This window comes from Paraburkholderia dipogonis (assembly GCF_046027395.1).
Classification (GTDB): domain Bacteria; phylum Pseudomonadota; class Gammaproteobacteria; order Burkholderiales; family Burkholderiaceae; genus Paraburkholderia; species Paraburkholderia dipogonis_A.
In genome coordinates this window covers 46,487-60,745 of the sequence record NZ_JAQQEG010000011.1, presented here as the reverse complement: position 1 = coordinate 60,745, position 14,259 = coordinate 46,487, and the positions used below count along the sequence as shown (strand labels likewise).

Genomic DNA, 14,259 nt, shown 5'->3' with positions numbered 1-14,259 from the left:
TTTTGACCTGCGACCTCATTCGTCATGTCCGCCAAGTTTTATTTTTACTTTTTTTGGCATCTCAGACCGCTGGCGGATCGAGAGGGGTGTTAGTGCACGCAGGACACCGAGAATTCCCGAAAAACCGCCAGCTAGCCTGGCGGTTTTTTTTCGCCTCATGCCTTTGAAACTTTAATTTTGATGCTCGTCCGCTCAGGCATCGCTGCTTCATCGCAACCCTGATTGCCCGCGCGAACACGCTACGAACCGATTGGAGAACAACATGCCCCCGCACAATACCGACGATGTCCGCATCCGCGAATTGAAAGAACTCACGCCGCCCGCTCACCTGATCCGCGAATTCGCTTGCGACGAAACGGTGTCAGACGTGATCTACAACTCGCGCACCGCGATGCATCGCATTCTGCACGGCATGGAGGACCGGTTGATCGTGATCATCGGACCGTGCTCGATTCACGATACGAAGGCGGCGATGGAATACGCGGGGCGTCTGATCGAGCAGCGCAAGCGCTTCGCCGGCGAACTCGAAATCGTGATGCGCGTGTACTTCGAAAAGCCGCGCACGACGGTGGGCTGGAAGGGTCTCATCAACGACCCGCACATGGACAACAGCTTCAAGATCAACGACGGCCTGCGTACCGCGCGCGAGCTGCTGTTGCGCATCAACGAACTGGGCCTGCCGGCCGGCACCGAATACCTCGACATGATCAGCCCGCAGTACATCGCCGACCTGATCTCGTGGGGCGCGATCGGCGCGCGTACCACCGAATCGCAAGTGCACCGCGAACTGGCTTCGGGCCTGTCGTGCCCGGTCGGCTTCAAGAACGGCACGGACGGCAACGTCAAGATCGCCGTCGACGCGATCAAGGCCGCCTCGCAGCCGCACCATTTCCTGTCGGTCACCAAGGGCGGCCACTCGGCGATTGTGTCGACCGCGGGCAATGAGGACTGCCACATCATCCTGCGTGGCGGCAAGACGCCGAACTACGACGCGGACAGCGTCAATGCCGCGTGCGCGGACATCGGCAAGGCCGGTCTCGCCGCGCGTCTGATGATCGACGCGAGCCACGCGAACAGCTCGAAGAAGCACGAGAATCAGATTCCGGTCTGCGCGGATATCGGCCGCCAGATTGCTTCGGGTGACGAACGGATTGTCGGCGTGATGGTGGAATCGCATCTGGTGGCGGGCCGCCAGGATCTGCAGGAAGGCTGCGCGTTGACGTACGGCCAGAGCATCACCGACGCGTGCATCGGCTGGGATGAAAGCGTCGCCGTGCTCGAAGGCCTCGCCGACGCAGTCAAACAACGCCGTGTGGCACGCGGCAGCGGCAACTAAAAACCCACGCTGATTGCAGCAGTGGATGCACGGAAAACCCGGCTCGATGGATGAGCCGGGTTTTTTGTTAGCCGAACGGACGAATGGTGCTCTTTTAACCGCCTCTGTACCGTAACAACTCATGACCGGGTCGAATTCGACTTGACCGGGATGAACGTTGCGTATAATATTTTGTACATGAAAGGTGGCTATGGAGCAGGAAAAAGAAATTCGCTGGCTAGGCTCCAGCTATCACGATTTACTCGCCTTTCCCGAGGAAATGCGTCGTCAAGCGGGGTCTCAACTCGGCAAGATTCAGGCAGGCCTCGACCCTGACGACTGGAGACCGTTTGACTCGATCGGTCCCGGAACACGCGAGATTCGCATCAGGGAAGCAGACGGCATTTTTCGCGTTATGTACGTGACCAAGTTTGTGGAAGCGCTGTACGTGCTGCATTGCCTCCAGAAGAAAACGCAGAAGCTGGGTCCGCATGACAGGAAGATCGCCGAAACGCGGTATCGCGCCATCATTAACAATAGGAAAACTTAACAAATGACGATCGACACCAAAATTCGTCACGTAACCAAGCCGGGCGCCAATCTGTTCCTCGAACTCGGCTTTTCCGCTGAAGAGGCGAAGCGCCTGCATGCCGCGTCGCAAAAACAGATCAACGACACGCGGCTGCTCAAGGAGCAGCTCATGACGGAACTGTCCACCTGGATCGAACAGCATCATTTGAAGCAGGCCGAGGCGGCCGAAATTCTGATGGTGTCGCGCCCGCGCGTGTCCGACGTGGTCAACAAGAAGACCACCAAGTTCACCATCGACACGTTGGTGGAAATGATGAGCCGGATCGGCAAGCCGGTCACCCTGGCGGTCGGCTAACGTGCGGAGCTCGTCAATGCGTGTGACGCTGCATGCGTCGTCACGCTGTCACATGCGTGTCGCTCGGGCCGTGCTCCTTTAGCCTGCGTTGCGCTCGTGTTGCCACAGCACGTCAGTGCCGCCGTCCGCACGGTTGAGCGCGCGCGCGAGCACGAATAGCAGATCGGACAGCCGGTTCACATACTGGCGGGGCGCGGCGTTGATGGGTTCATGCTCGCCCAACGCAACGATCGCTCGTTCGGCACGGCGGCACACGGTGCGGCACACATGCGCAAGCGAGGCCGCGCGCGAGCCGCCCGGCAGAATGAACTCCTTCAGCGGCGGCAAAGCCGCGTTGTAGTCGGCCAGCCAGTCGTCGAGCTGGGCGAGCTGCCGGTCGGTAATCATCGTGTGGCCGGGAATGCACAACTCGCCGCCAAGGTCGAACAGATCATGCTGGATCGCCACGAGCGCTGCACGCACCTTGTCCGGCAAAGTTTCACACAGCAGCACGCCGAGGTTCGAGTTGAGTTCGTCCACGTCGCCGATCGCGGCAATGCGGGCGCTGTCTTTGCGCACACGGCTGCCGTCGCCGAGACCGGTGGTGCCGTCGTCGCCCGTGCGGGTGGCGATCTTGCTCAGGCGGTTGCCCATGGTGTCTCCCTTACATTCAGTGACGATGCGCCGCGCCGTGTGCTCGGACTGGCCAAGGGGGTTCGAAACGAACCCGATCAGCCACCGCGTTTATCCATATTGCGCGCATCGTGAAGTCGCCGCCATTATAGAAGCGCTGGCCGGCTGCAACGCCGGCCCACGGGTGATCGGCGTAAAATGAAACACATGCTGCAAACCAGCACCGCCCCAAATACCAGGAGACATGCGTGAATCATCCCGTGCCGCCGGCCCCGCTGCGCCGACCGTTTCCCGCCGAGTTGCTCAACGCGCTCAAAGCCGTCTTCGCTGATCGCGTGTCCGTGTCCGAAGCCGTGCGCGCCCATCATGGCCGCGACGAGTCGCCGTTCGATCCGCAACTGCCTGACGCCGTCGTATTCGCACGCACGACCGAAGACGTGCAAACCGTCGTCAAACTGTGCGGCCAGTACAACGTCCCGATCATCCCTTACGGCAACGGCTCGTCGCTCGAAGGGCATTTGCTCGCTGTGCAAGGCGGCGTATCGATCGATCTGTCGGAAATGAACCGGGTGTTGTCGATCAACGCCGAAGACCTGACGGTCACCGTCGAACCCGGCATCTCGCGCAAGCAGTTAAACGAGGCGTTGCGCGACACGGGTCTCTTCTTCCCGATCGACCCGGGCGCGGACGCGAGCATCGGTGGCATGTCGGCCACGCGTGCGTCGGGCACCAACGCCGTGCGCTACGGCACGATGCGCGAGAACGTGCTCGGCCTGACCGTGGTGCTGGCCGACAGCCGCGTGATCAAAACCGGCACGCGGGCTCGCAAGTCGTCGGCGGGTTACGACCTCACGCGTATGTTCGTCGGCTCGGAAGGCACGCTCGGCGTGATCACGGAAATCACCGTGCGCCTCTATCCACAACCGGAAGCGGTGTCCGCAGCGGTGTGCGCGTTCCCGTCCATGGGCGATGCGGTGCGCGCGGTCATCGAAACGATTCAGATCGGCGTGCCGATTGCGCGCGTCGAGTTCGTCGACTCGCTCGCCATCCGCTCGATCAATCGCCACTCGAATCTGACGCTGCGTGAAGCGCCCACGCTGTTCTTCGAATTCCATGGCACCGAGGCCGGCGTAAAGGAGCAAGCCGAACTGGTCCAGGACATCGCCGCGCAGAATGCCGGCGAGGGCTTCGAATGGGCAACCCGGCCGGAAGACCGCAGCCGTCTGTGGAACGCGCGCCACAATGCCTATTTCGCCATGCTGCAGTTGAAGCCCGGCTGCCGCGCGGTCACGACCGACGTCTGCGTGCCGATCTCGCGTCTCGCGGAATGCGTGGAGGAAACCGAGCAGGACCTGAAAGCGTCGCCGCTGCCCTGCCCGATCGTCGGCCATGTCGGCGACGGCAACTTCCACGTCGCGATCCTGATCGATCCGAACAAGCCGGAAGAACTCGTCGAAGCCGAGCGCCTGAACCATCGCATCGTGCAACGCGCGCTGCGCATGGACGGCACCTGCACGGGCGAGCATGGCGTCGGCCTGCACAAGATGGGCTTTCTGCTCGAAGAGCACGGCGAAGTCGCGGTCGATACCATGCGCTCGATCAAGCACGCGCTCGATCCGCACAATCTGATGAACCCGGGCAAGATCTTCACCTGGGCAGCATGAGGCGTATTCAGGCGCGGCAGCGCTAGAAAGGCAGCCGCGTTGGACTTGAAAGGCACGAGGAGACAAGTCACATGAACGCACCCGCTGAACTGACGGCCGAAGTACTCGCCCAGCGCCAGCGCGAAGTCGTGCAGGCGTTGATGGCCGTATTGCCGACCCACTGTTTGCTGTATCGCGAAGAAGACACCGTCGCGTACGAATGCGATGGTCTCGCCGCCTATCGGCGTCTGCCGCTCGCGGTCGCGTTGCCTGAGACGGAATCGCAGGTTCAGCGCATCGTGCAGATCTGCCATCGCCTCGACGTGCCGATCGTGCCGCGCGGCGCGGGCACCGGTCTGTCCGGCGGCGCAATGCCGATCCGGCACGGCGTGGTGGTATCGCTCGCACGCTTCCGCAAGATCGTCGAAGTTGATTCGTACGCACGTACCGCCACGGTGCAACCGGGTGTGCGCAACCTGTCGATCTCCGAAGCCGCCGCACCTTACGGTTTGTATTACGCGCCGGACCCGTCGTCGCAGATCGCCTGCACGATCGGCGGCAATGTCTCGGAGAATTCGGGCGGCGTCCACTGTCTCAAATACGGTCTCACGGTGCATAACGTGATGCGCGTGCGCGCCGTGACCATGGAAGGCGAAATCGTCGAGTTCGGCTCGCTCGCGCCCGACGCGCCTGGTCTCGATCTGCTGGCCGTACTGATCGGCAGCGAAGGCATGTTTGCGATCGTCACCGAAGTCACCGTCAAGCTCATCCCGAAGCCGCAAACGGCGCAGGTCATCATGGCCAGTTTCGACGACGTCGTGAAAGGCGGCGACGCGGTGGCCGGCATCATTGCCGCGGGCATCATCCCCGCGGGCCTGGAGATGATGGACAAGCCAGCCACGCGCGCCGTCGAGGAATTCGTCAACGCGGGCTACGATCTCGACGCCGCAGCCATCCTGCTGTGCGAATCGGACGGCACGCCCGAAGAAGTCGCGGACGAAATCGTGCGCATGACCGCAGTGCTGCGCGAACAGGGCGCCACCCGCATTCAGATTTCCCGCTCGGAGAACGAACGGCTGCGCTTCTGGTCGGGGCGCAAGAACGCATTCCCGGCCGCCGGGCGCATTTCACCCGACTACTACTGCATGGACGGCACCGTGCCGCGCCGCAGTATCGGGCCACTGCTCGCGCGCATCGAGGCGATGGAAAAGACCTATAACCTGCGTTGCATCAACGTATTCCACGCGGGCGACGGCAACATGCATCCGCTGATCCTGTTCAACGGCAATGACCTGGACGAGTGGCACCGGGCCGAAGCGTTCGGTTCCGACATCCTTGAAACGTGCGTCGAACTGGGCGGCACGGTGACCGGCGAGCACGGCGTCGGCATCGAGAAGATCAATTCGATGTGCGTGCAATTTTCACCCGAAGAGCGCGATACGTTCCACGCGGTCAAGCGGGCTTTCGACGCGCCAGGCCTGCTCAACCCCGACAAAGGCATTCCCACGCGAGCGCGCTGCGCGGAATACGGCAAGATGCATGTGCGCGGCGGCTTGCTGCCGCATCCGGAGTTGCCGCGCTTTTAACACTGTGTTGTCCGCCGACGCATCGCGCATAACCCGCGTGGGCGCCGGTTTTCCTGCTCTCACCCTGATTACCCGATGCGGGTCCGCTCCTGGTTGCCAGCGAGCCCCCGCCCGGTACAATCAAACGAAACACAACGAAGCAGGACACCATGGAAGAGGACGACATCGTCGCCGTGTGGTCGGAACGTGTGCGTTCGGCCAGCGCCGAGGGGCGCGCGTTGCGCATCCGTGGCGGCGGCACCAAAGACTGGTACGGTCAGACGTTGCAAGGTGACATCCTCGACACGCGCGCTTATCGCGGCATCATCGCGTACGATCCGGCGGAGCTGGTCATCACCGCGCGTGCGGGCACGCCCCTGCTGGAGATCGAGGCCGCACTCGCCGACCATCATCAGATGCTCGCCTTCGAGCCGCCGCACTTCGGGCCGCAGGCCACCTTCGGCGGCTGCATCGCGGCGGGCATCGCCGGTCCGCGCCGCCCGTCGGCCGGCGCGGCGCGCGACTTCGTGCTCGGCGCCGTGATCATGAACGGCCAGGGCCAGAAGCTGCATTTCGGCGGCCAGGTGGTGAAGAACGTCGCGGGCTATGACGTCTCGCGCTTGATGGCCGGTTCGCTCGGCACCCTGGGACTGATCCTCGAACTGTCGATCAAGGTGCTGCCGTTGCCGCAGGCCGAAGCCACGCTCAAATTCGACATGAACGGCACCGACGCGGTCCGTAAGCTCAACGAATGGGGCGGCCGGCCGCTGCCGATTACCGCGAGCGCCTGGCGTCACGGCACGCTGGCGGTGCGCCTCGCCGGCGCCGAGGCCGCGGTCAAGTCGGCAAAGATGGCGCTCGGCGGCGAAGTGGTCGATGCGGTCGAAGCCGAACGCTTCTGGGCCGGCCTGCGCGAGCAGACCGACTCGTTCTTCGCCGCCATTCCGCCGCGGGCCGCGCTGTGGCGCCTCGCGCTGCCCTCGATCACGGAGCCGCTGCAACTGCCCGGCGCGCAACTCATGGAGTGGGGCGGCGGCCAGCGCTGGTGGATCACCGACACCGACGCGCAGACCGTGCGCATCAGCGCCAAGCAGGCCGGGGGCCACGCCACGATCTTTCGCACCGGCCACGGCTACGACCGCAGCGCCGGCGTGTTCACCCCGCTTCCCGCGCCGCTGATGAAAATTCATCGCGGCCTGAAAACCGCCTTCGACCCGGCCCGCATCTTCAATCGCGGCCGTCTCTACTCCGACTTCTGAGCGACGCGATGCAAACCAACCTCGCGGACTTCATTCGCAACACGCCCGATGGCGACGAAGCCGACGCCATTCTGCGCAATTGCGTGCATTGCGGCTTCTGCACGGCCACCTGTCCGACCTATCAGATACTCGGCGACGAACTCGACGGCCCACGCGGACGGATCTATCTGATCAAGCAGATGGTCGAGGGTGCGCCAGTCACGCGCAGCACACAGGTTCATCTCGACCGGTGCCTGACCTGCCGCAACTGCGAAACGACCTGCCCGTCCGGCGTGCAATATGGCCGGCTGGTGGAAATCGGCCGCAAGCTCACCGAAGAGAAAGTCACGCGTCCGCTCGGTCAACGGCTGGTGCGCCGGATGCTCGCGAGCTTCGTGCCGAACAGCGCACTGTTCACGCCCACCATGCGGATCGGCCAGCATTTTCGGCCTTTGCTGCCCAAGAAATTGCGCGACAAGGTGCCCGCGCGGCAGCGCCCGCTCGAATGGCCGACCGTGAAACATCCGCGCAAGATGCTGATGCTCGCGGGTTGCGTGCAACCGGCGATGATGCCGAACGTCAATATCGCCACCGCGCGCGTGTTCGACGCGCTCGGCGTCGAAATGCTGATCGCGCCGGATGCCGGCTGCTGCGGCGCGATCCGTCTGCATCTGGGCTACAACGACGAAGCGCTCGACGACCTGCGCGCCAACATCGACGCATGGTGGCCCTACGTCGAACAGGGCGTGGAGGCGATCGTCATGAACGCGTCCGGCTGCGGCGCGACCGTCAAGGAATATGCGCATCTGTTGCGCCACGATCCGGCGTATGCGGAAAAGGCGCGCCGCGTGGTGGAATTGACGCGCGACGTCGCGGAGATCCTGCCCGAGTTCGAAGAAGCATTGGTCGCGGTGACGCGCCGCCGCTCGGTTCACACGGTGGCGTTTCATCCGCCTTGCACGTTGCAGCATGGCCAGCAGATACGCGGCAAAGTCGAGCATTTGCTGACCGCGCTGGGTGTCGAAGTGCGCCTGCCCGCCGACAGTCATCTGTGCTGCGGCTCGGCCGGCACCTACTCGCTGACGCAGCCCAAGCTCTCGTATGCGCTGCGCGATCAGAAGCTCGAGCGGCTACAGGCGCAGGAGCCGCAGGTGATCGTGTCGGCGAACGTCGGCTGCATTGCGCATCTGCAAAGCGGCACGTCGACGCCGGTCGCGCACTGGATCGAACTGGTCGAGCACATGCTGTCCGTATAATCGGATAATCGACTTTTGCTGGACTTCCGGTTCCGACATGCCCGATCTGATTCACAACCTCGAGGCGGTGCAGCAGCGCATCGCCACGGCCGCGCACGTGGCTGGACGCGATACGCGTTCGGTGCATCTGCTCGCGGTCTCCAAGACCTTTCCCGCCGAAGACGTGCGCGCCGCCTACAACGCCGGCCAGCGCGCATTCGGTGAAAACTACGTGCAGGAAGCGCTCACCAAGATCGAGACGCTCGCCGATCTGCGCGCCACGCTCGAATGGCATTTCATCGGTCCCTTGCAATCGAACAAGACGCGGCCGGTCGCCGAGCAGTTCGACTGGGTACATTCGGTCGATCGGTTGAAGATCGCGCAGCGGCTGTCGGAGCAGCGTCCCGATAATTTGCCGCCGCTCAACGTCTGCCTGCAGGTCAACATCAGCGGCGAGGCGTCGAAGAGCGGGGTGAGCGTTCCCGAGGCGGTGGAAGTCGCGCAGGCGATTGCCGCCCTGCCGAAGCTGAATTTGCGCGGCCTGATGGCGATTCCCGAGCCGTCCGGCGGCATCGACGAGCAACGCGTGCCGCATCGGCACTTGCGCGAGCTGTTCGAGCGTCTGTGTAACGACGGACTCGAACTCGACACGCTGTCCATGGGCATGTCGAGCGACCTCGAGGCCGCCGTGCTGGAAGGCGCGACGATCGTGCGCGTGGGCACCGCGATCTTCGGCGCGCGAGATTACTCTAACTGACCCTTGCGGGCCTTGTCAGGCTCCTTAGGCTCTTCACGGCACTTCCTCCGGAACATCATGAAAATTGCTTTTATCGGCGGTGGCAATATGGCCGCCGCGTTGATCGGCGGCCTCATCAAGCGTGGCGTCGCGCCCGCTGACCTCTACGCAATCGATCCCAACGAAGACGCGCGCAAGCGCAATGAGCAGCAATTCGGCATCAAGACCGGCGCCGCCGCGGATGCCACGCTCGCCGCGTACGACGCCGTCGTGCTGGCGGTGAAGCCGCAGATCCTGAAGAGCGTCGCCGAGGCGGTGGCGCCGCATCTGAACGCGTCGCAACTGGCGGTGAGCATCGTCGCAGGCATTCGCATGGGCGACATGTCGCGCTGGCTGAACGGGCACAACCGTATCGTGCGTGTCATGCCGAATACGCCGGCGCTGATCGGCATGGGCGTGACGGGTCTCGTCGCGACCAGCAGCGTCGACGAAGCGGGCCGCGCGCTCGCGTCGCAAGTGCTGGGCGCGGTCGGCGCAACGGTCTGGTTCGATGACGAAGCGAAGATCGACGCCGTCACCGCGATCTCGGGCAGCGGACCGGCCTACGTGTTCTATTTCATCGAGGCGTTGCAGGAAGCCGCGCGCCAGCTCGGCATGGATGAAGCGCAGGGCCGCGCGCTGGCCGTGGCGACCTTCACCGGCGCGGCGCAACTGGCGGCGAATTCCGACGAGCCGCCGAGCTTGCTGCGCGAACGTGTGACGTCCAAGGGCGGCACGACGGCGGCGGCGCTGGCGTCGTTCGACGCGAGCGGCATCAAGGATGCGATCGTGCGCGGCGTGCTCGCCGCCGATGCCCGCGCCAAGGAAATGGGCGAAGAGTTCGGCAAGCAGTGAGCGCGTTCGCGCGGCGCCGGGCAGTCGGGGAAAGCAGGAATGGAAGTACGTTGTGGCACGCCGCGCGGCGATTCGAACGGCCGCGGCGTCTGTTGCGCCGGACGAGAAGCAAGTAGCGCGGCAGAACTGAACGCCGTAGCACTTCGATTCAAGCGGCCGCGGCACTCGCAGAGTGAAACACCAAGCCAGCGTAAAAGCCGCACAAAAAGAACGAGGGCGGTGCCTACTGCGCTGGAAGCGCGATGAAATGTAACGCAGTAGAACTGAAGGCTGCAGCGCTTCAATTCAAGTCGCTGCGGCGCCGGCTCAATACAAACGCAAACCCGCCGTAAAGCCGCGCAGAAAAACTAAAACGACCCCACCGCGTAATGCGCGGCGATGCCGACGAACAGCACGCCGCCCAGCCAGTTGTTATGCCGGAACGCGGCGAAGCAGGCCATCCGTTCACGGTCACGGATCAGCGTGTAGTGATAGATCGCGCAGCCCGCGGCCGCGGCCCATCCCAGCCAGTACAGCACGCCGAATCCGAGCATCACGCCGATGCCAACGTAAATCCCCAGCGTCACCGCGTAGCAGAACATGATCGCGGCCACATCGAAGCGGCCGAACGTCAGCGCCGACGTGCGGATGCCGATCTTGATGTCGTCATCACGGTCGACCATCGCATATTCGGTGTCGTATGCCACCGACCAGAACACGTTGGCCAGCAGCATCACCCACGCGAGCAACGGCACGTGGCCCTGAATCGCGGCGAACGCCATCGGAATGCCGAAGCCGAACGCGATCCCCAGATACGCCTGCGGAATCGCAAAGAACCGCTTGGTGAACGGGTACGAACCGGCGACGAAGAGCGCCGCCACCGAGAGTTCCTTGGTCAGTGTATTCAGCGGCAGGATCAGCAGAAACGCCAACAACGACAAAGCGGCCGCCAGCGCGACCGCTTCCCACGCCTTGATCTTCCCCGACGTGATCGGACGATTCTCCGTGCGCTTCACATAGCGATCGAAGTCGCGATCCGCGTAATCATTGATCGCGCAGCCCGCCGAGCGCATCAGCACCGTGCCCACGATGAAAATCACCATCAGCGGCCACGTTGGATGACCGTCGGAGGCGATCCACAGTGCGTTGAGCGTTGGCCACAGCAGCAGCAGGCTGCCGATCGGCTTGTCCATGCGCACGAGGCGCAAATACAGGGGAAGTCGGGCGAACATGGGCGGAGTCGGTGAAAGTGCGAAGACGGTGCGGCTATTTTACGGGATGCGGACGGCGGGTCGCTTCCGGGCGGGCAGGGCTGACAATACCGGCGCCGCAAAAACAAAGCCTCCCGTGCAGGGAGGCTTCGTTGGTATCGCACTCAACGTCAACACCGACGCCGAAACGAAGGCGCCACGTACGCAGCTGCTTAAGCCAGCATCGAGCGCAGCATCCACGCGGTCTTTTCGTGCGTTTGCATGCGTTGCGTCAGCAGGTCGGCGGTCGGCTCGTCGTTGGCGGCTTCCGTCGACGGGAAAATCGCGCGTGCGGTACGCACGACGGCTTCCTGACCCTCCACGAGTTGGCGGATCATTTCTTCCGCGGCCGGCACGCCGTCCGCTTCCGGAATCGACGACAGCTTGGCGAAATCCTTGTAGCTGCCCGGCGCATGCACGCCCAGCGCGCGAATCCGTTCAGCGATCGAATCGACCGCCAGCGCCAGCTCGTTGTACTGCGTTTCGAACATGAGGTGCAGCGTATTGAACATCGGACCCGTCACGTTCCAGTGGAAGTTGTGGGTCTTCAGGTACAGCGTATAGGTGTCGGCGAGCAGGCGCGACAGACCCTCTGCAATCTTCTTGCGATCCTTGTCGCTGATCCCGATATTGACGTGTTGTACGGCTGCTGCGGCTTCTTTTTTGGCCATGATGACTCCTTTGAAGAGTGATACGAACCGGTCGGCAAAGTGACGGTTTGCGAATAGCAAACTCGACAGCTCGAACGCTCGACAGTTTAGCCTGGAAAGCTGCTGCGTTCGTATGACGCGTGGCCACTTGCCGCATCCACGGCGCGGCTTCGATCAGCCGCGCAGCGCGTGTTGCAGCGCCTGCGCGACGATCACCGCGAACCCGCTCGCGACGATCGCGAAGCCCACTGCCCTGCGCGCCATCAATGCGTACTGCTGCGCGCTGCGTGTGCGTGACGTGCCACCCAGCGCGGCTATCATCATCTGCGTCATGATCGTGCTCCTTCGGTTCGTATCGGTACCAGCGGGACGCAGATGCGCCCCGCTTTGCTGCATCACTTCAACTGCTCAACTGCTCGATTGCTGCTTACTTCTTGTTGCGTTCCGCGAGGTCGGCCATCGCCGCGATCACGCCTTGCGCGTAAGCCGGATCGGCGCGACGGAAATGCTCGATCTGACGCGCAACGATTTCCTGCGGCACACCGTCGATATGGCGTGCGATGTTGCCGAACAGACGCTCGCGCTGTGCCGCATCGAAGAGCGCAAACAACATACCTGGCTGCGTGTAGTAGTCGTCGTCCAGCCGATGATCGTAGCGATCCACCGTACCCGCCGCGAGCGGCGGCTCGGACGCGTTGGCGTCCTGCGCGAAGTCGCCGAAGCGGTTCGGCTCGTAATTCACATTGCCGCCGAGGTTGCCGTCCGTGCGCATCGCGCCGTCGCGATGGAACGAATGCGGGCTCGGCACGCGCGATGCATTCACCGGAATCTGGTGGTGATTGATGCCGAGGCGATAGCGCTGCGTGTCGCCGTACGAGAACAGACGGCCTTGCAACAGACGATCCGGCGAGAAGCCGATACCCGGCACCACGTTGGCCGGCGTGAACGCGGCCTGCTCCACGTCCGCAAAGTAGTTCTGTGCGTTGCGATTCAGCTCGATCGTGCCGACATCGATCAACGGATAGTCCTTCTGCGACCACACTTTCGTAATGTCGAACGGATTGAAGCGATACGTCGCCGCTTCGGCTTCCGGCATCACCTGAATCGCGAAGCGCCACTTCGGGAAGTTGCCCGCGTCGATGTTGCCGACCAGATCGCGTTGCGCACTTTCACGATCTTGCGAGACCACTTGTGCCGCTTCGGCATCGGTGAAGTTCTCCATGCCTTGCATCGACTTGAAATGGAACTTCACCCAGAAACGCTCGTTGTCGGCGTTGATGAACGAATACGTGTGCGAGCCGAAACCGTGCATCTGACGGTAATTCTGCGGAATGCCGCGGTCGCTCATCAGAATCGTCACCTGATGCAGCGACTCCGGATGACGCGACCAGAAATCCCACGCCGCGACATTGCTGCGCATGTTGGTGTACGGGTCGCGCTTTTGCGTGTGGATGAAGTCCGGAAACTTCAGCGGATCACGGATAAAGAACACCGGCGTGTTGTTGCCGACCACGTCCCAGTTACCTTCTTCCGTGTAGAACTTGATCGAGAAACCGCGCACGTCGCGTTCGGCGTCGGCTGCGCCGCGCTCGCCGGCGACCGTCGAAAAGCGCATGAAGAGCGGCGTTTCCTTGCCGACTTGCGCGAACACCTTCGCCTTGCTGTAGCGCGAGATATCGTGCGTGACCTTCAGCGTGCCGAACGCGCCGGAGCCTTTGGCATGAACACGGCGTTCCGGAATCACTTCGCGATCGAAGTGAGCGAGTTTTTCGAGCAGCCAGACATCTTGCAGAACGACCGGACCGCGCGCCCCGGCGGTCATCGAATTCTGGTTGTCGGCGACGGGTGCGCCGGCGGCACTGGTGAGCTTACGTTCGGACATGCGTGACTCCTGGTTGGCTTTTATCGAAACAGATTGTGGGGAGCGGCGCGGCACACTGATGCCAGAGGCTCATGCGTTACGCGGACAAGGCCCGATCGACCAGCAGGGACAACGCGACGGCGCGCACGTTGAGCATCGACGCGACAAAACCGCGCGGCACGACTGCCGCTTGAGCGGTGAGGGCGTGGACTTGTTGCGGCTTGGATTGCGTCATGATTTCCTCCGGGTCTTATGGGATCAGGCGATCCATGGAGGAAACTATAACAACACTATCGAAATTAGGCTTTTGATTAATTTTATCTATTCGATAGGGCTTGTGGCTATCAGCGCCTCGGCGGGCGCCGGGCCGGTCGCTGCACGTGCGATGCGAGCCG

At 62.9% G+C, this 14,259-nt stretch carries 15 protein-coding genes; 9 read left to right on the top strand and 6 right to left on the bottom strand.

Translation table 11 applies throughout. From position 1 onward, the window contains the following. Positions 1 to 262: 262 nt before the first annotated feature. The 3 genes from aroG to PQR32_RS13100 all read left to right on the top strand — a co-directional run bounded on the left by aroG (position 263) and on the right by PQR32_RS13100 (position 2,201). Entirely contained in the window at positions 263 to 1,336 is a 1,074-nt protein-coding gene (gene aroG, locus PQR32_RS13110; RefSeq protein WP_012431785.1) for a 3-deoxy-7-phosphoheptulonate synthase AroG, read from the top strand. Positions 1,337 to 1,526: 190 nt separating this feature from the next. Beyond that, entirely contained in the window at positions 1,527 to 1,865 is a 339-nt protein-coding gene (locus PQR32_RS13105; protein ID WP_408226886.1) for a type II toxin-antitoxin system RelE/ParE family toxin, read from the top strand. Positions 1,866 to 1,868: 3 nt separating this feature from the next. Continuing rightward, a complete protein-coding gene (locus tag PQR32_RS13100) occupies positions 1,869 to 2,201 on the top strand; it encodes a helix-turn-helix domain-containing protein (protein WP_116142847.1) in 333 nt (110 codons plus the stop codon). Positions 2,202 to 2,279: 78 nt separating this feature from the next. Here PQR32_RS13100 and PQR32_RS13095 read toward each other — a convergent pair whose 3' ends face one another. Continuing rightward, positions 2,280 to 2,834 (bottom strand): cob(I)yrinic acid a,c-diamide adenosyltransferase, encoded by a 555-nt coding sequence (locus PQR32_RS13095; RefSeq protein WP_408226883.1) that lies wholly within the window; start codon positions 2,832 to 2,834, stop codon positions 2,280 to 2,282. Positions 2,835 to 3,061: 227 nt separating this feature from the next. Here PQR32_RS13095 and PQR32_RS13090 point away from each other — a divergent pair, with 227 nt between their 5' ends. From PQR32_RS13090 to proC, 6 genes are all read left to right on the top strand, one after another. After that, entirely contained in the window at positions 3,062 to 4,477 is a 1,416-nt protein-coding gene (locus tag PQR32_RS13090; protein WP_408226880.1) for an FAD-linked oxidase C-terminal domain-containing protein, read from the top strand. A gap of 71 nt (positions 4,478 to 4,548) precedes the next feature. Next, a complete protein-coding gene (locus PQR32_RS13085) occupies positions 4,549 to 6,042 on the top strand; it encodes an FAD-linked oxidase C-terminal domain-containing protein (protein WP_408226877.1) in 1,494 nt (497 codons plus the stop codon). A gap of 149 nt (positions 6,043 to 6,191) precedes the next feature. Next, positions 6,192 to 7,280 (top strand): glycolate oxidase subunit GlcE, encoded by a 1,089-nt coding sequence (glcE, locus tag PQR32_RS13080; RefSeq protein WP_408226874.1) that lies wholly within the window; start codon positions 6,192 to 6,194, stop codon positions 7,278 to 7,280. 8 nt (positions 7,281 to 7,288) lie between these two features. Continuing rightward, positions 7,289 to 8,515 carry a glycolate oxidase subunit GlcF gene (gene glcF / locus PQR32_RS13075; protein ID WP_408226871.1) on the top strand — a complete coding sequence of 409 codons (1,227 nt, stop codon included), beginning with the start codon at positions 7,289 to 7,291 and terminating at the stop codon, positions 8,513 to 8,515. A gap of 37 nt (positions 8,516 to 8,552) precedes the next feature. Further along, entirely contained in the window at positions 8,553 to 9,251 is a 699-nt protein-coding gene (locus PQR32_RS13070; protein ID WP_408226869.1) for a YggS family pyridoxal phosphate-dependent enzyme, read from the top strand. A gap of 57 nt (positions 9,252 to 9,308) precedes the next feature. Further along, on the top strand, positions 9,309 to 10,124 hold the full coding sequence (gene proC / locus PQR32_RS13065; RefSeq protein WP_408226866.1) for a pyrroline-5-carboxylate reductase: 816 nt from the start codon (positions 9,309 to 9,311) through the stop codon (positions 10,122 to 10,124). Between the two features lie 347 nt (positions 10,125 to 10,471). Here proC and ubiA read toward each other — a convergent pair whose 3' ends face one another. The 5 genes from ubiA to PQR32_RS13040 all read right to left on the bottom strand — a co-directional run bounded on the left by ubiA (position 10,472) and on the right by PQR32_RS13040 (position 14,099). Continuing rightward, a complete protein-coding gene (gene ubiA / locus PQR32_RS13060) occupies positions 10,472 to 11,335 on the bottom strand; it encodes a 4-hydroxybenzoate octaprenyltransferase (protein ID WP_408226863.1) in 864 nt (287 codons plus the stop codon). A gap of 191 nt (positions 11,336 to 11,526) precedes the next feature. After that, positions 11,527 to 12,024: a Dps family protein gene (locus tag PQR32_RS13055; protein ID WP_132376013.1), complete on the bottom strand. Its 498-nt coding sequence runs from the start codon at positions 12,022 to 12,024 to the stop codon at positions 11,527 to 11,529. A 153-nt stretch (positions 12,025 to 12,177) separates the two neighbouring features. Beyond that, positions 12,178 to 12,336, bottom strand: coding sequence for a hypothetical protein (locus tag PQR32_RS13050; protein WP_408226860.1), 159 nt, complete (start codon positions 12,334 to 12,336; stop codon positions 12,178 to 12,180). A gap of 94 nt (positions 12,337 to 12,430) precedes the next feature. Next, a complete protein-coding gene (locus tag PQR32_RS13045) occupies positions 12,431 to 13,885 on the bottom strand; it encodes a catalase (protein ID WP_408226857.1) in 1,455 nt (484 codons plus the stop codon). A gap of 76 nt (positions 13,886 to 13,961) precedes the next feature. Further along, a complete protein-coding gene (locus PQR32_RS13040; protein ID WP_408226854.1) occupies positions 13,962 to 14,099 on the bottom strand; it encodes a hypothetical protein in 138 nt (45 codons plus the stop codon). Between the last annotated feature and the right edge of the window lie 160 nt (positions 14,100 to 14,259).